A 19,188-nucleotide genomic window follows, 5' to 3' on the forward strand; every position below is an offset into this window, starting at 1 on the left:
TAAAAAATAATCACTGTTTTATGTTTAAAAACTAAAGATGTTAGGGGGAATATATTATGCCATTATTAATGGTAGGAATAGGTGTATTATTCTTAATAATATTAATTTCAAAATTTAAATTAAACACATTTCTTTCACTGCTGATTGTTTCATTTGCTGTAGCTTTGGGGTTGGGCATACCTCTTGGGAAAATTGTTGCAAGCATCGAAAGTGGTATGGGTGGAACGCTTGGCCATATAGCTTTAATATTTGGTCTTGGTGCCATGCTTGGTAGATTAGTTGCTGATTCAGGCGGAGCACATCGCATTGCCATGACTTTAATTAACAAGTTTGGTGTAAAACGAATTCAGTGGGCTGTTGTAGTTGCTTCATTTGTTGTTGGTATAGCAATGTTTTTTGAAGTAGGATTAGTTTTATTAATTCCAATTGTATTTTCTATTGCAAGAGAATTAAAAATTCCTCCAATATATTTAGGAATTCCTATGCTTGCAGCTTTATTAGTAACACACAGCTTTCTACCTCCGCATCCAGGACCAACAGTAATAGCTGGAGCATATGGAGCAGACATTGGAACGGTTTTATTATATGGTATTATTGTAGCAATACCGTGTGTTATTATGGCAGGACCAGTATTTACTAAAGTTGCTAAAAAAATTATACCAAGTGCTTTTGAAAAAACTGGGAATATTGAATCTTTAGGCGAACAAAAAACATTTAAAATAGAAGAAACACCTGGTTTTGGAATTAGTTTATTAACAGCAATGTTTCCTGTTATTTTGATGATGATTTCCACAATAATTTCAATGGTACAAAAAACAGCAGGAATTAAAGGAAATTCGTTTTTTACTATTGTTAGCTTTATTGGTAATCCAGACACTGCAATGCTTATATCTTTAATAGTTGCAGTATATACAATGGGAATAGGAAGGAAAATTCCAATTAAGCAAGTGGGAGTTTCCTGCTCGGCTGCAGCTGCATCAATTGGAATGATGATTTTAATTATTGGCGGCGGTGGTGCTTTTAAACAAGTACTTATTGATGGAGGTGTTGGTAAATATATAGCTACGTTATTCAGTGGAAGTTCTATATCGCCTATACTACTTGCATGGATAGTTGCAGCAATATTACGTATTTCTTTAGGGTCTGCAACTGTAGCGGCTTTATCAACATCAGGTCTAGTTATTCCAATGCTTGCTAGTTGTGGCCATGTTAATTTGGCTTTAGTAACACTTGCAACCGGATGCGGAAGTGCAATAGCCTCTCATGTAAACGATGCAGGATTCTGGATGGTTAAAGAATACTTTGGTTTCAGTATGAAGGAAACATTTTCAACCTGGACTTTGTTATCAACTATTTTATCAGTAACAGGATTAATATGTATTTTGATATTGAATATGTTTGTTTAATATTAAGTAGGACCTGAATAATTATTTTATTTAGTAATGTCTAATGTTATTAATTTAATAACTCAACTTTCGCAGGACAAAAAGACTAATTTCTCCTTGATGTAACAAGGTAAAGCAGCAATAAAACTATCTATTATTGAGTCAATAACGTCCTTTGAAAGAAGAAGTTTTTCAGTTAATACATTTTTTAAAATATCTACAATAAGATTCATTACTTCACAAAATTGGATATCTTGAAGTTCATCACAGCACTGATAAAAAAATCCACCAATAGTTCTAACATCATTATTCTTACGGCTTTCTAAAGTAAGCATAATGTATCTGGTAAAAACTATAGAAGTATGTGAAACCATGGAATCATAAGAACGCCCCTGAAACTCTTTAGCAAGTTTTAGAAAAGACTTGTTCATTTTAAAGAAAACCTCTATATCCCAGCGTTTTCCGTAAATTCTTATTATCTCATTGTCATCTAAGGATATATTGGTAGAAATTAAAGCAAGCCATTTTCTACTTCTGTTTCTATCTCTTACAAATACAATTTTTGCTTTTACCTCATTACCATTTTTGTCAGAGCCAATACCTACAATAACAGAAGAAAGAATTTTTGCCTTACCACGCTTTTTTCTTAAATTAGCATAGAGATTTTTAAGGTTCAATAACTTACCGTTATAATTGTAGTAAACCCTTGGCATTGCTTTGACCATGGCAATAGTATTAAGTTTGAGTTCTAGAATCCGTATAAGAGTTTTTGGGTACGTAAACCAACTGTCAAAAAGAACGTACGATGCAGGAATAGCATATTTTGAAACTTGTTGAAGTAAACTAATCATAACCTCAGGTGACTTTAAAACAGCCTCCTTACGGAGCTTAGAACCATTGGTTCTTTTATCAATATTGTGGTTTTCAGGACAAAGTCTGTTTTTCTCCTTTTCGGAAGAAAGCAGAGTGAAAGCAAGAGGTAAAAAAGTATTGCCATCTGACCAACCAAGGGTGAGAAGGCGAAAGCCTTTAACATATTTATGTTCAACATGGTCATGAACTCTTGCAAGAAGTTCAACAGATTTGCTCCTGCACCTACTGTATAAAGAATCATCAATTACAAGTACATTAACTCTATCTTTTGAAGTAAGTGGTACGATAATATTTTTTATGATTAATGAAGAAAGTAAAAACAAAAACTTTCTCCAATTAAAGTTTGGTGAATTAAGAAATCTATATACAGTATCCTTTGAAAATTGATTATTTTTTCCAGACTCCAAGTTCCTAAATAAGTTTTTTCCAGTAAAAACAAGCATAAAAATATATTGAAATATTTTAATACATGGAAATCCTTTTTCTTTAGAAAAATTGCATTGCTTAAGTATATGTCCAATTTTGTTGTCTTTAAAAAATCTATTTATAGTAAAATTAAATTGTTTATCATTAGTATCATTTGATATAATAGTATTCATAAGAAACATTCCTTTCCTTGGTGTGGTGTTTTTTGCAATTCTATTATACCAAAAGGAATGTTTCTTTGCTTTATGTGTTTATTCTCAAGGCTTTCCCCTTAATTTTTATGTGCGAAAGTTGAGTTAATAATATTTAATAAAACTGAATACTAATAATACAAAACCCTTGAAGTCTAAATTCTTGATTCCAAGGGATTTTTGTATTTAATCACATTTTGAAGGACTAAAACATATTATAATTTCGTAAGACTATGAAAGAAAGGAACAATATGTATAATAATTATAGAAAGTATCCATGCAGTGACTGCATTAATACACAAATGTATAATGCTTATCCATGTCCTTTGTATGACCCAAATTATTTGAGACAATTTAATGATCCTTATATTCCTTTTGATGATGAAATTGAGGATGATTCAAGACTTGAAGCTTCACAATTATCAAGGAGTAATGGATCAATTCAATTGAAAGATTATGGACCACAACCCTTTGTAGTTAACATTAATAAAGCAGCTAAACAAAATAATACTTTTCGTACTGTTTTATGGACAGGAAAGCATCTACAAGTTACATTAATGAGCATCAATGTTGGTGATGATATTGGTTTAGAAATTCATCCAAATGTTGACCAATTCATACGCATTGAAGAAGGCCAGGGACTTGTTAAAATGGGAAAAAGTAAATATAATTTAAACTTTCAGAAAAAAGTATATGATGACTTTGCAATAATGATACCTGCAGGTACATGGCATAATGTTATCAACACAGGGGATAAAGCCCTTAAAGTATATGCTATTTATGCACCTCCTCAGCATCCACGAAATACAGTTCATGTCACTAAAGCAGATGCAGAAGCTGCTGAAAAAGATTAGTACTAATTACGTAAAAAAGTAAACAATTATTTTAACACTGTATTATTCAAAAGAATTTTACAGTGTTTTTTATGTTTGAATTTTAAATATATCCTTGAATATGGTATAAAGGATGAATAAGCAAAAGTATGTTTTATGTCATAAGACAAAGTAAAGCACAAAAACACAGGAGTATATTCCCTAATTCTTATATAATGATTTTAAAAGGAGATGAGATCTTTGGATACAATTAAGCTGCTAAATAATACACTTGAATATATTGAAAACAATCTAGATATGGAACTTAATATAGAAGATATATCAAAGGTTGCATGTTCATCACGATATCACTTTCAACGTATGTTTTATGCATTAACAGGGGTCACTGTAAGCCAATATATAAGAAATCGGAGGCTAACTCTTGCTGCAGAAGAATTAGCTTCAACAGATAAAAAAGTTATTGATGTGGCATTAAAATATGGTTATGAGAGCCCAGAAGCGTTTACTAAAGCATTTCAAAGGCTTCATGGAATATCGCCATCAGCTTTAAAAAAGTTTAATGGAAAAATTAAAGCCTTTCCAAAAATCTCATTTCAAATATCAATAAAAGGAGAATGCGAAATGATTTATAGAATAGTAGAAAAGGAAGCTTTTAAAGCTTTTGGAATAGGTTTTATGACAACTAAAGTTAATGATGCTGCTTATAGAGAAATACCGAAATTCATCAGTAAGATTTTTGAAGATGGAACACATGACAGAATTAATGAAATATTAGGTAATCCTAAAGGTACCTTATTGTACGGATTTCATTATGACTTTAAAGAAGACGGTACAAGAAAATATATGATGGGACATGAAATGCCTAAAACTGAGATATCAGATGAATTTACCATACTTGAGATACCTAAACTTACATGGGCAGTATTTGAAGGTCATGGAACTATGCCAGATAACTTGATTATACAGGATATATGGAGACGTATATATTCTGAATGGTTTCCTTCTTCTGGATTTGAACAAGTGGAAGGTCCATGTATTGAAAAGAATTTTTGGAATGATAAAAAGCAGGGGGAATATAAGTGTGAAGTATGGATTCCTGTAAAAAGAAAATGTATTAATTCATAAACTTCTTTTATATAAAAACTTCTAGAATTTTTTTATAAGAGAGTTGAATTTCCTAAATTTGTAGCATACAAAAGCGGATAAATTTAACTATCCGCTTTGTATAAAACTATTTGTTTAGTATAAAATTATTGATAGCATAGGCTATTCCAGATTCATTATTGGATTTAGTTACATATTTTGCCTTCATTTTAATACTTTCTACAGCATTTCCCATAGCTATAGGCATTCCAGCACATTCAAACATCTCAATGTCATTATAGTTATCACCAAATACAATAACCTTGTCTAAATCCATTCCGAATTTTTTAGATAAAATCTTTAATGCACTACCTTTACAAATATTCGATGCCATTACATCTAGCAGGCCATCAAGCGAACTAACGGCAGTAAGGCTTTTATATTTCGAAAAATAACTTTTTAATAATTTTACGCCTTCAGTATCAGAAATCAATAAAACTTTAAACACGTCCACTTTTTCTAGATATTCAACTGTAGAATTATCTATGTATTCTATTGGTATCTGCAAGCTAGGAGGTGCAGATTTATTTATATTTTCATAGTTCTCTACCTTATAATTTTTCTTACTGGAATATACCATATTATTAGTATAAACTAGAAAACCAATATTATTTTTTAAACAATATAATATTATTTCTTTTACTATATTTTTATCTATTGTTTTTGAATAAACAATTTTTTCAGTCATTATATTCTTAATGAGTCCTCCATTACAACATATTATATTTCCTTCTAAATTTAATTGCTTTATAAAGGGCTTCATTAAAAGATCTATTCTTCCAGAAGCAATAATCACTTCTACTCCATTTTGTTGAAGTTTTTTTAATGCGGCTTCATTTTCTTCTGATATAACTTCCTTGGAATTGAGAAGTGTTCCATCCATATCACATATGCACCATTTATATTTAAGCATAATTAGGTTCTCCTTACATATTTTCATTTTTTAAATCATATTTGTTCATCACTAAAAAACATTATTATTTGTTCCCCAATTCCATATATTTAACAAACAAAAGGTGCATATAAATAACTTACATACACCTTTTATGTATCCATTTTAATTATACAATCATATTTAAAACAAGTACACCTATTAATCCTAAAACTGAAACTATAGTAACCATAACCGACCAAGTCCTGACGGTTTTACCTATAGAAAGATTAAAATATTCCTTAAATATCCAGAATCCTGCATCATTAACATGTGAAAATATTAAACTTCCTGCTCCAGTTGCAATGACCATAAGTTCTGGACTCACATTAGTTATTGCTATAAGTGGTGCGGATATACCTGCTGCTGTCATACCTGCAACTGTTGCAGATCCAAGAACTACTCTCAAAACAGCTGCTATAAGCCATGTTAATAGTAATGGCGAAAGAGAAGTTCCTTGCATAATATGAGCAATATATTTATCAACCCCACTATCTACAAGTACTTGTTTAAAAGCGCCACCTCCACCTATGATAAGAAGTATCATTGCTATTGAAGATACAGAGTCTGCAATTGATTTCATAACATCATCAATTTTTCTTCTCCTATTAATTCCAAAAGTAAACATAGCTACTATGACAGTTATTAAAAGGGCTATAGATGGATCTCCAAAGAATGAAGCATAAGATACAATAAAAGACTTTGGTGCAAAAATTTCAATAATAGCTTGAAATGACATTAATATAACTGGAATAATTGCTGTAAATAAACTTATCTTAAACCCTGGCATTTCTTCTTCTGTAAAGTGCTTTGGATTAAAAAGTGCCTTAGGAATATCACAATTCAAATACTCTTTTTTAAATGTCTTTGTAAATAAGAGTCCTCCTACAATAACTGATAGAAATGCAAGAGGTAGTCCATATAGCAATGTTTTACCCAAATTAGCTTTAAATATTCCGGCTATTGCTGTTGGACCCGGGTGAGGTGGTAGAAATCCGTGAGCAGTTATGAGCGCAGAAACTAGTGGTAAACCAACATATAACACTGGCACATCGGCTTCTGCAGCAATAGTAAACACGAGTGGTATTAATATTATAAATCCAGTTTCATAAAATAATGTTATCCCAACTACAAAACCAGTTAGAACTGCTGCAAGCTGAACTCTTTTTTTACCAAACTTAGCTATGAGAGTAACAGCTATTCTTTGGGCTGCACCACAATCTGCCATAAGTTTTCCAAGCATGGCTCCAAAGCCAAGAACAAGTGCTAATGAGCCTAAGGTTCCCCCTAAACCGCTTTTAACAGAAGTTGCTACTTTAACTAAAGGCATTCCTTCCATAATACCAACCAAAACAGAAACTATAATTAAAGAAATAAAACTATTTATCTTTAAAATTACCATCAATAAAAGTAATAATAAAACACCTATACCTACTATTATTATTGGCATATCTTTACCTCCATACTATTGATAATATTTGTTGCATCGTTTACATAATGCGTAATATAACATATGGAATGGCATGAGTCATTCCATATGTTAATTTATTAAGCTATATGATATATTAAAATATTAACTAAAAATTTTAATATACCTACTTACAATATCTTCAACGAAATTTATCTCCATCAAAGATATGTCAGATAAATGATAGTTGTTACCGTCATTTAATGCTTGTCTTATTTTTTCTACAGTATACATTGATATTTCAGTATTAACATTTACCTTACATATTCCGTTTGCTATACAATCTCTTAATTTTTCTTCAGGTGTATCTGAACCTCCATGAAGTACAAATGGAATGTTTACTTTTTCTTTTATTTTTTTTAAGATATCTACCCTTATATTTGGGATACCTTTATACATTCCATGTACTGTTCCTATGGATACTGCAAGTGCATCAATTTCCGTTCTTCTTACAAAATCCTGTGATTTAGCAGGGCTTGTATAAATTTCCTCATCATCTAGTTTTCCTTCGTGAGAATTTAATCCTGATGCTAAAGAACCTAACTCAGCCTCTACGGATACATTACATGCATGAGCTACTTCAACTACTTTTAAAGTATTTGCAATATTTTCTTCATAGGGTAGTGCTGAACCATCATACATTACTGAAGTAAATCCTGCCCTTATAGCTCTATATATGTTTTCTAAACTTTTACAGTGATCCAAATGTAAGGCAAAAGGTACATCAATATTTTTTGATAAAGTGTTTACTAGGTTATATACAGAATCAACATCCATATTTTTTAAATATTTCTCACCGAAAGCAATTACAGCAGGTATTTTTTGATTTTTTATAGCTTGGATTACACCTTTTATAGTTTCATAGTTATACACATTAAATGAACCAACAGCATACTTTTTTAACCTTGCATCTTCAAGGAGCGGCTTCATATTAACTAACATATTTTCTCTCCTAATCCTCTTTAAATTATTTATTTAAAATTTCAACTGCTTCTCTTAAAGTTGTCTTAGTTCCTACGTTCCCTGGAAATATAACATATGATATTCCAGGAAATTTACTTTCAGCTCCTGTAGTCCAAACAGGTATTCCTGGTTTTATCTGTCCGGCTACAGTTGCTCTTTTTACTTTAAGACCTTTCGTTCCTACGTCGCTTGATGTAATTCCACCTTTAGCGACAATATAATTAGGCCTTACATTTAATTTTTCTATAATACTTGTTACTGCATCTGAAATTTTAACAGAAAGTTTTAACTCTTCTTCTTTTTTATTTTCACCAAGGTCTATTCTCTTTCTTGAAGTGTAAACTGCTACAGTTTTACCAGATGCAATAAGTTTTTCTGTTTTTTCAATAATTCTTTGTACTTCTGCCTCAAACTTTTCAGAATCTAAAACAAGATGACAGTTAAATTCAATAAATTCTATGAATGGGCATTTCTTTAATTCTTCTAACTGTTCAGTAGTTTTTTTAACATGAGAACCAACTATTATTAATCCTCCATTTTTAGAATCTACTTTAATAAGTTCATCTCTAGTTAGTAAGTTTTTGTCACTTACCCCACCTAGTACTTTGGTTAAAGCAGCTGCACTTCTGTACATGAAGTTTTTACCTGATTTTATTGATTTTACTAAAGCTGTGACAAATATTTTAACATCTATATAATCTACAGCATTGACTACCACCTTATTGAAATTCTTCACATCAAGCAATTGTTTTGTAATACCTTCTATATTTAAAGATCTAATATCCTCAAGTGATATGTAAGTTGTATCTTTTGTTTTAAAAGTTCCCTTTGTTTTTTCTTCAATATATTCGCCTAAATGAGATTTTGTATATCCAAAAGTTCTGTCTTTTGCAAATTCAGTTTCACCAGCTGGTACTAAGTATTCACCATCTTGAACATAGTGAATGTTATTAATGGTAAACCTACCACCTTCTTTGAAAAATGGCATTAATACTTCTCCATCAAATTTAACATCAGAATTTGCTTCTACAGTTTGTTTTAAAATTTCTGTTTCAAGAGGATAGTGTCCTCTAAGGGTTGAATCTGATCTGCTAATTATAATAAAATCTTTATTAAGTTTTTTAGCTACTTTTGAAATATTTAAAGATATTTCCTTATGTGCTTTTTCCGTTTCAGCTGCAGTAAAACCTCTTGAATTTGTTAAGATAAAAAACATTGAATTTTCTTCTTTAAAACCATTTTCAATGCTGTCCAATGACCAATCAGTGTAAACTGAAATATCATGAACAGTTTGCACACCTGTTGGATCATCATCAAGTACTACTATTTTTTTATTTAAATCTTTCAATTCTTTATTAAGCATTTTATCTACAACTTCTGTATTTACTTCAGGTATATTATTAAAAGCTTCTTTAGCTAATATTTTATTATTACTCATAATCTCAGCTCCTTTTAACTTGAACATTTGCGATTTTTTCATAAAACTGAACTATACCGCCGTGATCATCATTTTGTTTTCCGTCTGCTTTAAGAGCATGGAATATTTCTAATAATTCACCTGTTAAAGGAAGTGGAACATCTATATCATGGGCAGTTTCCATGACATTAGTTATATCTTTAAGATTGATAGAAATTTTTCCACCGGGTACGAAGTTCCTATCAAGTATTCTTGGAACTTTTTGATCTAATACAGCACTTCCGGCAAGTCCACCTCGTATAGCGTTATACATTTTTTCGATATCAATACCTGCTTTTGCAGCAAAAACTAGTGCTTCACTCATTGCAGCAATGTTTAAGTTTACCATAATTTGATTAGCTAATTTTGCAGTACAACCACAGCCATTGTCGCCAACTAGTGTAATTGTTTTTCCCATATCATGAAGTACATCTTTAACTTTGTCAAAAACTTCTTCTTTTCCACCTACCATTATTGCAAGGGTACCATCTATAGCTCCTGTTTCTCCTCCACTTACTGGAGCATCTAACATCTCAACACCTTTTTTGTTAACTTCATCTGCAATTTTTTTTGAAACTACTGGTGAAATTGAACTCATATCAACTATAACTGAACCTTTTTTTGTACTTTCAATTACACCATTTGCACCTAAAACAACTTCTTCTACATGCTTTGAATTTGGAAGCATTGTAAAGATTATATCTTTATTTTCTGATGTTTCTTTTGGAGATTTGGCAGCGACTGCGCCTTCATGCACTAACTTCTCAACAGCACTTTCGTTTATATCGTATACAGTTACTTTATGTCCTGACTTCATAAGATTTAATACCATAGGTCTTCCCATTATTCCAAGTCCTATAAATCCAACATTTTTTTTCATATTTTTCCCCTCCAATTTGAATAATAAGTGATTTACAAATATATTTTGTTTTTAATGAAACGTTTACTTAAAACTAAGAAATATAGCTTATAAATTTAATGGTAAAAACAATTAAATTTATAAATGTGATAGTATTTTTACTACTAGTATATTAATCATAGTAGTAATTTTACTACTATGATTAATATACTACCTCAAAATTTTTATGTCAATAATAGTTAAATTTTTATCAAATTTTAGGGCCGAATTTAGCAATAAAAAAACTTATTTTACAATAATTAAAGGTAATTATCATAAAATAAGTTTTTTGTTTAAGTTTTGTTTTTTGCCACAGCAACTCTTGATTTATTTATACTATCTATACATTTTTGACCAACACGTAAAACTGCTGATACGTATAAAATATCAATTATTACAAGCTGATTTATTCTAGATATCATAGCATCTGAACGATACTCTGTTTCACGAGAAGAGCTCAATAATAGTATGTCTGATTTTTTAGCTAAAGCTGAATGCGGATAACTAGTTATAGAAGCAATTGTAGCATTATTTTCTTTAGCAAAATCAACAGCATCTTTTATTTCACGGCTTTCTCCAGAATGTGATATAGCAACTATTAAGTCTTCTTTATGGCAGTGAGAAGCTATCATATTCATAATATGTGGGTCGTTACAAAATTTCACGTTAAAACCAAGTTGGAGAAATTTATGATATGCATCTCCAGCAATCATATTTGAGGCCCCTACACCAAAAAAAATAATTTCTTTAGCCTTAATGATGGTATCAATAAATAAATTAACCTGCTGTTTATCCACGATGTTATTTAAATCATTTATGGAATCAGTTGTTAAATCTATGACTTTTCTCTTGACTGTATTTATATCATCATCCGGTTGTATTTCTCCATATATAGATTTTGTTGAATTATCTGAAATTTGCTGAGCTACTTTAATTCTAAAAACCTGATATGATTCGTAGCCGATTTTTTTTAAAAATCTAAATATAGTTGGCTCACTAGTATTGCACTCACTTGCAAGATCGCTTATTGAATATAAAATAACCTTTTCAGGATTTGAAAGGATATAATCCGCAATATTTTTTTGAGTAGGAGATAAATTATTATAATTAGTTCTTATTAAAGAAAAAACATCTTTTTCTATTATAATCACCTCACTCTCTTGTTAAATAGTATTTTATTCACATTTGCTATAGTAACTCAAATTTTAATATAATACAATACTTCCTAATTTTATAATGTCCATTATAAAATTAGGAAGTATTGTAAATTAAAGGCCTACAAATAAAATAATCCTTAGTAAGTAAATTTGGTTCCTATAGTCTCTCCCATAAGTATTTTGGTTTCATACCCTAGATTTGATTGTTTTAGCAAATCTTTATCTATAGTTACTTTGTTCTGCTCAAAAAATAATATAACTGTAGAGCCACCGAACTTAAAGTAACCTTTTTCATCACCTTTTTTAATAGTTCCTTCAGGTAAATAGGTTTGAATTATAGAACCTACACAGGTAGCACCTACTTCTACATATAGTATATCACTGAAGTTGTCTGAATGAAATATGCTCCACTCTCTTTTGTTTTTACAAAAAAGATTAGCAATATTTTTTAAGGCAATTGGATTTACAGAATAGTAATTACCTTTAATTTTATGTGTAGATTCACATATACCAGAATCTATAAAATGAAATCTATGGTAATCTGTAGGACAAAGTCTTAATATTAAACAGGTACCATTTTTAAACTTTACAGCTATTTTGGGATCATCTATTAAATCAAAAAGACTATATGTATATCCCTTAATCTGAACGATTTTGTTTAAATCTATATTTTCATATACCATTAATCTTCCATCCCCGGGAGATATTAATATATTTTTGTTACTATCAATAGGTCTTGCAGTATCTTTGAGAGATCTTGAAAAAAAGTCATTAAAACATCTAAAATTCTTATAGTTTTCTCTAAATTCATTTATATCTATATTAAAGTCTTTTATAAATTGACTAATTTTCTTTTTGCTGTATTTACTATTGCAAAAGTTTCCATATAATTTGGAAAAAACTTTTTTCTTAATTATGAGTTCTAATAATTTCATTCCACAAGGGGAAGAATAAGTCCAATTTAAATAAGTTCCTCCTGCTACTTTTTCTATTTCATATTTTTTACTTTTCCTATTAAAATATTTAATCATTTTTTCCTACCTTAAAACATTTTATTTACAGCTTATTTTAACACTATAATGTTAATATAGAAATAATTTTTGTAAAATTAATGTATTAAAAACTATTGAGTTATTTTAATAACAAAAGTATAATGTAAATAAATATAATTGTACTGACCAGTCAGCAGTTATATAATAAAAATCTGGAGTGGTATTAATGAGTAATACTAAAAGAACCATTTTTGAATCTGCTATAAAAGTCTTTTCCAAGAATGGATACAGTGGTGCTACTATGGATGCTATAGCAGCAGATGCAGGAGTAGCAAAGGGAACATTATACTATCATTTTAAAAGTAAAGAAGAGATATTTAAATATATTATAGAAGAGGGCATGAATGTAATAAGAAAAAGCATAGAAGATGAATCCCAAAATGAAACAAATCCTTTAAACAGAATAAAAATTGTATGTAAAGTTCAGTGGGGATTAGTTTATGAAAATAGGGATTTCTTTAAGGTAGTTATGAGCCAACTTTGGGGCCAAGAAGTAAGACAATTGGAATTAAGGGAATATATAAGAAAATACATAGTATATATACAATCCTACTTAGATGATGCTATGGAGAAGGGATACATAAAAACATGTAATTCCTCATTTTTAGCATATGATTTATTCGGGACAATTTGTTCTGTTGCTGTTTATGAATTGATAAATGAAAAAAACAAAGATTTAAATGAAATGATAGATAATCTTATGTACAGAATTTTAAATGGAATAAAAGGAGAGATCCTAAGTTGAATCTCTCTTTAAAGTTTTCCAGATTTAATTATTGAAATTATTAGAGTAATGCCGATTATTATAAAAAATAAAAAATTTATAACATGCAGTAAAGGTACAGCATGTATTTTTGGACCTGTATTTGAATTTAAAATTAAGGAAGAACTTATAATCATAGAACATAATATAAGTGAGATAGAAAGTCTATTTACCATTTTATTTAATTGATTTAATGAATCATCTATTTTATTAAATTTTAGTTGAATTTTAGCTCTTCCATTTAATATACTGTCTATTAATTCTACAGTTTTCATAGGAAGTTTGAAAAAATTTTTTGTGAAGTTACCAGAATCTATAAGTATATTTTCTAAATCAAAATTTTTTAAAAAATAAAATTCATTATTGTTTTTCACAAAGGGTACTGCTATATCTAAAATTTCTATGTCAGGAGCTATTTCAGCTACTAAGCCTTCTACTATAATTAAGCTTTTTACTAATAATATTAAATCCCTAGGTAAAGTGATATTGTTGTTTTTTGCACATTTAAAAATTTCTGTTATAAGTACAGAAATTTTTATGTTTTTGAGAGAAGTGAACAGATAATTTGACAGAAACAATTCTACATCTTCATACAATTTATTTCTATCAGTTAATTCCTTTTTTATACCTATGGACATAATTACAGATACAAGCTTATCTGTGTCTTTATAGGCAATGGACATAATTGCATCGTTTAAAAGTAATTTTAATCTAGGAGAAATGGAACCCATTATTCCAAAATCAATAAAACATATTTTGTTGTCTTGTATCAATAAATTACCTGGATGAGGATCTGCATGAAAGAACCCGTCTGTGAAAACTTGTTTAAAAAAACATAAGGCTAATTTTTTGCCTAAGTCCTGTAAGGAGTACTCCTCTTTTTCTAGTTTTTCTATATTATTTATTTTAAATCCATAGATTTTTTCCATGGTAAGTACTTTGCTTCCACATAAATCTTTTATTATATAGGGAACATAACAAAATTTTACGTTTTTGTTTAGTTCTTTAAATCTTATCATGTTGTCTGCTTCGAGGTTGAAATCCAGCTCTTTTCTAGTGGAAGAGAGCAGTTCTTTTAAAGCTTCTTCTGGATCTATTAGTGCATCTTTAAATTTGTTTTTAGTAAGTTTCATGATTTTATACAATATGGATATATCTGTTTCCATTTTTTGTTTTATATCAGGTCTCTGCACTTTTACAATGACTTTTTTCCCATTTTTTAAAGTTGCATTATGTACTTGTGCAATTGATCCAGAGGCTATAGGATTTCTTTCAAAATATAAAAAGCATTCATTTATATTTTTATTAAATTCATTGAAAAATACTATATCTATATCTTCATACTTCTCTGGAAGTACATCATCTTGGAGCTTTGAAAGTTCTTTAATGTAGGATGAAGGCAATATGTCTGGCCTTGAACTAAGTATTTGGCCTATTTTTATAAAGGTAGGTCCAAGTTCTTCAAAAGCTTTTCTTAGATTTTCAGGAGATTTATTCTTATTGGAGGTTTTAGTTTCTCTTAAGAATTTAAAACCATACTTAGCTAGTACCTTCACTATTTCCTTAAATCTTTGTGAATATATTTTTCTCATAAGTTATCTCAAATGACTAAAGCCTAAAATGGCTTTAGTCATTATTGTTTATTTTATTTTCAAGTTTAGTTAATCTATCATTTATTGATGCGATATCTTCTTTGGAAGCAAAGTTCATGTTATTTAATATAGATATAACTTCATTTTTGGTTAATGGCTTTATTTGATCTTTTTTAGCTAAAGCATTTTTCTTTAATTCTTCGGATAATTGTTTTCCCTCATCTACTGTTATTTTCCCTTTTTCTACCATTTCAGAAATTAGATTTACTGCTTTTTCATAAGTATATGCAGCTGAACCTACTCCAGCTAAGAATAAACTCTTTAATTCATTAATCATATTTTTCCTCCCTTATAATTAGGTTATAATCACTAATATATTTAATTTTTCAATTATTAACTAAAAAAAATTGACAATTATTATAAACTATAATAAAATAGTTAAGTAGCGATTATATATGCGCTCGTAGCTCAGTAGGATAGAGCAGCGGTTTCCTAAACCGCGTGCCGGAGGTTCGACTCCTCTCGGGCGCACCATAAGTCTTGTAAATATTATATTTGCAGGGCGTTTATTTTATGAGGATTTTCATTGTTTTTTATAGTATATCCTTATTTTATATTTATATTATATTTATTCAATTTATATGTGTCATAATGCAATAAATACTTAAACTTTTGGGGTATTTTATGAAGGACTTTATGCTGGAAGCCATAAGGCAGGCAAAAATAGGGTTGAAATTAGGTGAAGTTCCAGTAGGAGCTGTTATAGTAAAAGATAATGAAATAATATCAAGCTGTCATAATTTAAAAGAGACAGTTGGAATTGTTACTGCCCATGCAGAAATGCTTGCCATTCAAAATGCATCAGAGATATTAAGTAATTGGAGATTAACTGGCTGTAGTATGTATGTTACTTTAGAGCCGTGTCCTATGTGTGCAGGGGCTATATTACAGTGCAGAATAAATAAACTGTATATAGGCACTTTTGATCCTACTATGGGGGCTTGTGGCTCTGTGGTTAATATATTACAAAATAGACGTTTAAATCGTTGGGTAGATATTCAGTGGATGTATAATGAACAGTGTAGTGAAATGTTAGAAAAATTTTTTAGAAGTAAAAGGTAATATGGAGAGATGTCCGAGAGGTCGAAGGTGATTGACTCGAAATCAATTGTGCGGTGTAAAACCGCACCGGGGGTTCGAATCCCCCTCTCTCCGCCAACAAGAAACTCGTGTAAATCAAGGACTTACGCGAGTTTCTTTATGCTTTTTTCATGTGTCGAGCTTTGGTATAAATAAATTGGTTTCGTAGTATTCACCGCCGCTTGGCAGATCTGAAAAGTTATTTCATTTTTGCCGTTGTTTTGTTCAGATCAACAATTATTAATGTGGCAAGTCCCCCGCAAAGCAGTAGGCTAATGCAACTAAGTAGTATTTGACATGTCGATGCGTCATAGTAGCCAGAAATGGCAAATACAGCCGTAATAGGATACAAAGCTTTTAGGGTATTTGACATACTCATAAATGTTCCGGCAAAAGAATAAATTTCAGCAAATAACAGCAATCCATTTCCCTTGTCTAATCCTATACAATCTTTTTTTCATAAATATTTACCTTTCTGCCATCGTTTTTAGACATACGTCTAAGCGTATGTCTAATTTTTTTCAATATATTTGAAACCTTTGAGTATAAAAACAGAAAGACAACCACATAGTAACAAGATTATAATACTCCCCATCCGATCTTGGGCAGTAGTTTCATAGTAACCAGCAACTCCAAATGCTGCTGTAATAGGATAAAATGTTTTTAGGGTGTTTGACATACTCATGAATGTTCCCGTAAAAGAGTACATTTCAGTTAATACTAATGCAATCCAATATCCTTTTTTCATATATGATACCAAGGCAATAATAGGCGAGATAGCAAGGAATATACCCACACCTTGAAGAAAATATATTTTCAGAAAATCTAAAACCATTCCTGCCGATAAATCGGAAAGATGTAATATTGCCTCAGTGAAAAATGCTATTGTAAATAGTAGTAAATAAATGAAAATGCTGAATAAAAAAGTAATAATCATTTTTGCAGCAATTAACTTTGTTTCATTTATAGGAATAAGTAGCAAAGATTTTATAGTATCCTCATCTTCTTCACGACAAATCATATAACTTCCCAAAAGAGAGATGACTGCAGGAAGAACAAAAATTGTTGCCAAAGGCTGAGCCATAGTCATATACCATCCTGCACTGTCTATATCCCGTGAACCATTATATGTAAACCATCCCTGTATAAAAACAATAACAGCTATCATAACTGTTGCAAAAACTGCAATCCAAACAATATTTGAACGGCGAATCTTTTGGAATTCAGCCCAAAGTAAATTTCTCATTATTCACACCTCATTTCCTTCTTTTCAATGTTACCTTTACAAGGAATACTGCAATAATATCCCAAACAAAAATACAAAGAAACGCTAAAGGAACGTTAATTGGTCGTGGAACTGCAATACTCGGAATATTTCCAAGGACAATAACTGACATACTGGATAATGGGTGTAGATACATATTTACCGTCATTAAAGTAAATCCAAGAAAGGCATAAACCAATGATATAGAAACTGGGAGGATGTATCCTTTTTGCGACGCAGCTATTGCAAATATCGGCAGCATTGCAAAAGCAGTAATAACACCAATCTCTAAACATTTTTTCAGCAAGAATAAAACGCTTCCCCATTGAAATACGACATATCCGGAAAGTATGCTGAACATAACAGAAGCAACAGCTGTAATCAGCATGAAACAAATGGAGTAAATCAAAACAACAAAAAATTTACTGAAAAAGTATCCCATTTTGCTGATAGGCACAATCCAAAGTTGTTTGAGCATATCATACTGATTTTCTTCATACATAAGCATGGTGCAAAGTACTCCCAAAACGAAGGGCAAGATAATAAACATCGTATAACCAAACGCTGACCATCTATAAAATTGTACAGGGTCACAAACTGTTTTTTTTGCATATTTGAATAATAAGAATGCTAGAAATGGCATTACGAAAGCTGACAACATCATAATCCACACAAATTTTCTACGTCGTAGTTTAAGAAATTCTATTTGAATAAGTTTAAGCAATGCCATCTCCTCCTGTAATTTTTCTGAAATAGTCCTCTAAAGTATCATTGCAAAGCCCCGAACTGATAACCGACACCTCCTTCAACATAAGTGCCTTATTGACACACGCCATATCCAGAGAGGTATCATAGAGTTTCAACGTATGATCATCTTGCACAGAATATTCTTTCAAGCCCAATTGACGTTCCAAAATTAAGGTCGCTTTAGAAACATCAGAAACTTGAAGTAGAATATACTTACCGCTTTTTCGTTTAAGTTCCTCCATGCTACTTTCTTCCAATAGAACACCGTGGTCGATAATTCCAATATCATCCGCAAGCAATGAGATTTCCGAGAGAATATGGCTGGAAATAAGAATTGTCTTTCCACACTCAACGCTCAAATTTTTAATAAAATCTCTTACTTCTGCAATGCCGATAGGGTCAAGACCGTTTGTAGGTTCGTCCAAAATCAATAGTTCGGGGTCATGCAAAATAGCATTAGCAATACCAAGGCGCTGCTTCATTCCGAGGGAATACTTACTAAACAACTTTTTATCTTTATAAGGTAATCCTACTACTTTCAATGCGTTTTCAACTGCGTGTGGGGCGGCTGTACCACGCAGCTTCGCAAAAATCTCCAAGTTTTCTGTTCCTGTCAAATTTGGATAAAATCCTGGTGTTTCGATAATAGCACCGATACGGGGATATACCCGTTTTTCTTGACCTTTGATATTTCGTCCTAACACATCTACCTCGCCAGATGTGATTGGAGTTAACCCTAAAATCATTTTCATAATAGTGGTTTTCCCGGCTCCGTTGCGCCCTAACAGACCATAAATCCGACCTTTTTTTACATGGAGATTCACTGAGCTAACTACTGTCTGCTCTCCGTAAATTTTTGTCAGTTGTTTCGTTTCAATCACAAAATCATTCATATAAAAATTCCTC

The 19,188-nt window shown here is 30.7% G+C and carries 18 protein-coding genes and 2 tRNA genes; 7 read left to right on the forward strand and 13 right to left on the reverse strand.

The features are described from left to right. Nucleotides 1–56 precede the first annotated feature (56 nt). Entirely contained in the window at nt 57–1,406 is a 1,350-nt protein-coding gene (locus B5S50_RS11250; protein ID WP_217301859.1) for a GntP family permease, read from the forward strand. A gap of 62 nt (nt 1,407–1,468) precedes the next feature. Here the strand turns inward: B5S50_RS11250 and B5S50_RS11255 are convergent, their stop codons facing one another. Continuing rightward, the gene (locus B5S50_RS11255) at nt 1,469–2,857 is read right to left on the reverse strand and encodes a transposase (protein ID WP_217301860.1); all 1,389 of its coding nucleotides are present in this window, start codon (nt 2,855–2,857) and stop codon (nt 1,469–1,471) included. Nucleotides 2,858–3,126: 269 nt separating this feature from the next. On the opposite strand from B5S50_RS11255, the gene B5S50_RS11260 reads away from it, so the two are divergent. Together B5S50_RS11260 and B5S50_RS11265 are read left to right on the forward strand one after the other, a co-directional pair. Beyond that, the gene (locus B5S50_RS11260) at nt 3,127–3,729 is read left to right on the forward strand and encodes a cupin domain-containing protein (protein ID WP_217301861.1); all 603 of its coding nucleotides are present in this window, start codon (nt 3,127–3,129) and stop codon (nt 3,727–3,729) included. A gap of 210 nt (nt 3,730–3,939) precedes the next feature. Then, a complete protein-coding gene (locus B5S50_RS11265) occupies nt 3,940–4,833 on the forward strand; it encodes an AraC family transcriptional regulator (RefSeq protein WP_254306591.1) in 894 nt (297 codons plus the stop codon). A 106-nt stretch (nt 4,834–4,939) separates the two neighbouring features. Here B5S50_RS11265 and B5S50_RS11270 read toward each other — a convergent pair whose 3' ends face one another. The 7 genes from B5S50_RS11270 to B5S50_RS11300 form a co-directional block, all read right to left on the reverse strand. Continuing rightward, nucleotides 4,940–5,764, reverse strand: coding sequence for a Cof-type HAD-IIB family hydrolase (locus B5S50_RS11270; protein WP_217301863.1), 825 nt, complete (start codon nt 5,762–5,764; stop codon nt 4,940–4,942). Between the two features lie 148 nt (nt 5,765–5,912). Next, a complete protein-coding gene (locus B5S50_RS11275) occupies nt 5,913–7,232 on the reverse strand; it encodes a gluconate:H+ symporter (protein ID WP_065078278.1) in 1,320 nt (439 codons plus the stop codon). Nucleotides 7,233–7,355: 123 nt separating this feature from the next. Beyond that, the gene (locus B5S50_RS11280) at nt 7,356–8,192 is read right to left on the reverse strand and encodes a class II fructose-bisphosphate aldolase (protein WP_065078277.1); all 837 of its coding nucleotides are present in this window, start codon (nt 8,190–8,192) and stop codon (nt 7,356–7,358) included. Between the two features lie 25 nt (nt 8,193–8,217). Further along, on the reverse strand, nt 8,218–9,651 hold the full coding sequence (locus B5S50_RS11285; protein ID WP_065078276.1) for a four-carbon acid sugar kinase family protein: 1,434 nt from the start codon (nt 9,649–9,651) through the stop codon (nt 8,218–8,220). Between the two features lie 4 nt (nt 9,652–9,655). Beyond that, the gene (gene garR / locus B5S50_RS11290; RefSeq protein WP_065078275.1) at nt 9,656–10,549 is read right to left on the reverse strand and encodes a 2-hydroxy-3-oxopropionate reductase; all 894 of its coding nucleotides are present in this window, start codon (nt 10,547–10,549) and stop codon (nt 9,656–9,658) included. A 311-nt stretch (nt 10,550–10,860) separates the two neighbouring features. Further along, complete coding sequence (locus tag B5S50_RS11295; RefSeq protein WP_023162512.1) at nt 10,861–11,718, reverse strand: MurR/RpiR family transcriptional regulator; 858 nt, start codon at nt 11,716–11,718, stop codon at nt 10,861–10,863. A gap of 143 nt (nt 11,719–11,861) precedes the next feature. Further along, the gene (locus tag B5S50_RS11300) at nt 11,862–12,755 is read right to left on the reverse strand and encodes a phosphatidylserine decarboxylase (RefSeq protein WP_065078274.1); all 894 of its coding nucleotides are present in this window, start codon (nt 12,753–12,755) and stop codon (nt 11,862–11,864) included. A 187-nt stretch (nt 12,756–12,942) separates the two neighbouring features. On the opposite strand from B5S50_RS11300, the gene B5S50_RS11305 reads away from it, so the two are divergent. Next, nucleotides 12,943–13,521: a TetR/AcrR family transcriptional regulator gene (locus B5S50_RS11305; protein WP_065078273.1), complete on the forward strand. Its 579-nt coding sequence runs from the start codon at nt 12,943–12,945 to the stop codon at nt 13,519–13,521. An 8-nt stretch (nt 13,522–13,529) separates the two neighbouring features. Here B5S50_RS11305 and B5S50_RS11310 read toward each other — a convergent pair whose 3' ends face one another. Further along, a complete protein-coding gene (locus B5S50_RS11310; protein ID WP_065078272.1) occupies nt 13,530–15,131 on the reverse strand; it encodes an AarF/ABC1/UbiB kinase family protein in 1,602 nt (533 codons plus the stop codon). 34 nt (nt 15,132–15,165) lie between these two features. Beyond that, nucleotides 15,166–15,468, reverse strand: coding sequence for a phasin family protein (locus B5S50_RS11315; RefSeq protein WP_063601844.1), 303 nt, complete (start codon nt 15,466–15,468; stop codon nt 15,166–15,168). Nucleotides 15,469–15,588: 120 nt separating this feature from the next. Here B5S50_RS11315 and B5S50_RS11320 point away from each other — a divergent pair. From B5S50_RS11320 to B5S50_RS11330, 3 genes are all read left to right on the forward strand, one after another. Then, a tRNA-Arg gene (locus B5S50_RS11320) sits at nt 15,589–15,665 on the forward strand. Between the two features lie 150 nt (nt 15,666–15,815). Further along, complete coding sequence (locus tag B5S50_RS11325; RefSeq protein ID WP_065078271.1) at nt 15,816–16,253, forward strand: nucleoside deaminase; 438 nt, start codon at nt 15,816–15,818, stop codon at nt 16,251–16,253. A 3-nt stretch (nt 16,254–16,256) separates the two neighbouring features. Beyond that, a tRNA-Ser gene (locus tag B5S50_RS11330) sits at nt 16,257–16,349 on the forward strand. Between the two features lie 433 nt (nt 16,350–16,782). Here B5S50_RS11330 and B5S50_RS11335 read toward each other — a convergent pair. Genes B5S50_RS11335 through B5S50_RS11345 form a run of 3 tightly spaced genes read right to left on the reverse strand, consistent with a single transcriptional unit; the run spans nt 16,783 to nt 19,175 of the window. Further along, the gene (locus B5S50_RS11335) at nt 16,783–17,517 is read right to left on the reverse strand and encodes an ABC transporter permease (protein WP_217301864.1); all 735 of its coding nucleotides are present in this window, start codon (nt 17,515–17,517) and stop codon (nt 16,783–16,785) included. Between the two features lie 10 nt (nt 17,518–17,527). Next, the gene (locus B5S50_RS11340; protein ID WP_217301865.1) at nt 17,528–18,259 is read right to left on the reverse strand and encodes an ABC transporter permease; all 732 of its coding nucleotides are present in this window, start codon (nt 18,257–18,259) and stop codon (nt 17,528–17,530) included. Beyond that, a complete protein-coding gene (locus B5S50_RS11345; protein ID WP_217301866.1) occupies nt 18,252–19,175 on the reverse strand; it encodes an ABC transporter ATP-binding protein in 924 nt (307 codons plus the stop codon). Before B5S50_RS11345 ends, B5S50_RS11340 begins: the two co-directional genes overlap by 8 nt. Nucleotides 19,176–19,188: the final 13 nt, after the last annotated feature.

Origin of the sequence: Clostridium sp. 001 (assembly GCF_019056555.1) — a bacterium.
Taxonomy (GTDB): domain Bacteria; phylum Bacillota; class Clostridia; order Clostridiales; family Clostridiaceae; genus Clostridium_B; species Clostridium_B ragsdalei.

Bases quoted from the DNA above. Each gene is read 5' to 3' on its own strand.
- garR (WP_065078275.1), bottom strand. From the start codon at position 10,549: ATGAAAAAAAATGTTGGATTTATAGGACTTGGAATAATGGGAAGACCT.
- B5S50_RS11300 (WP_065078274.1), bottom strand. From the start codon at position 12,755: ATGATTAAATATTTTAATAGGAAAAGTAAAAAATATGAAATAGAAAAA.
- B5S50_RS11310 (WP_065078272.1), bottom strand. From the start codon at position 15,131: ATGAGAAAAATATATTCACAAAGATTTAAGGAAATAGTGAAGGTACTA.
- B5S50_RS11250 (WP_217301859.1), top strand. From the start codon at position 57: ATGCCATTATTAATGGTAGGAATAGGTGTATTATTCTTAATAATATTA.
- B5S50_RS11265 (WP_254306591.1), top strand. From the start codon at position 3,940: ATGAGATCTTTGGATACAATTAAGCTGCTAAATAATACACTTGAATAT.
- B5S50_RS11280 (WP_065078277.1), bottom strand. From the start codon at position 8,192: ATGTTAGTTAATATGAAGCCGCTCCTTGAAGATGCAAGGTTAAAAAAG.
- B5S50_RS11270 (WP_217301863.1), bottom strand. From the start codon at position 5,764: ATGCTTAAATATAAATGGTGCATATGTGATATGGATGGAACACTTCTC.
- B5S50_RS11285 (WP_065078276.1), bottom strand. From the start codon at position 9,651: ATGAGTAATAATAAAATATTAGCTAAAGAAGCTTTTAATAATATACCT.
- B5S50_RS11275 (WP_065078278.1), bottom strand. From the start codon at position 7,232: ATGCCAATAATAATAGTAGGTATAGGTGTTTTATTATTACTTTTATTG.
- B5S50_RS11325 (WP_065078271.1), top strand. From the start codon at position 15,816: ATGAAGGACTTTATGCTGGAAGCCATAAGGCAGGCAAAAATAGGGTTG.
- B5S50_RS11305 (WP_065078273.1), top strand. From the start codon at position 12,943: ATGAGTAATACTAAAAGAACCATTTTTGAATCTGCTATAAAAGTCTTT.
- B5S50_RS11315 (WP_063601844.1), bottom strand. From the start codon at position 15,468: ATGATTAATGAATTAAAGAGTTTATTCTTAGCTGGAGTAGGTTCAGCT.
- B5S50_RS11345 (WP_217301866.1), bottom strand. From the start codon at position 19,175: ATGAATGATTTTGTGATTGAAACGAAACAACTGACAAAAATTTACGGA.
- B5S50_RS11335 (WP_217301864.1), bottom strand. From the start codon at position 17,517: ATGAGAAATTTACTTTGGGCTGAATTCCAAAAGATTCGCCGTTCAAAT.
- B5S50_RS11260 (WP_217301861.1), top strand. From the start codon at position 3,127: ATGTATAATAATTATAGAAAGTATCCATGCAGTGACTGCATTAATACA.
- B5S50_RS11255 (WP_217301860.1), bottom strand. From the start codon at position 2,857: ATGAATACTATTATATCAAATGATACTAATGATAAACAATTTAATTTT.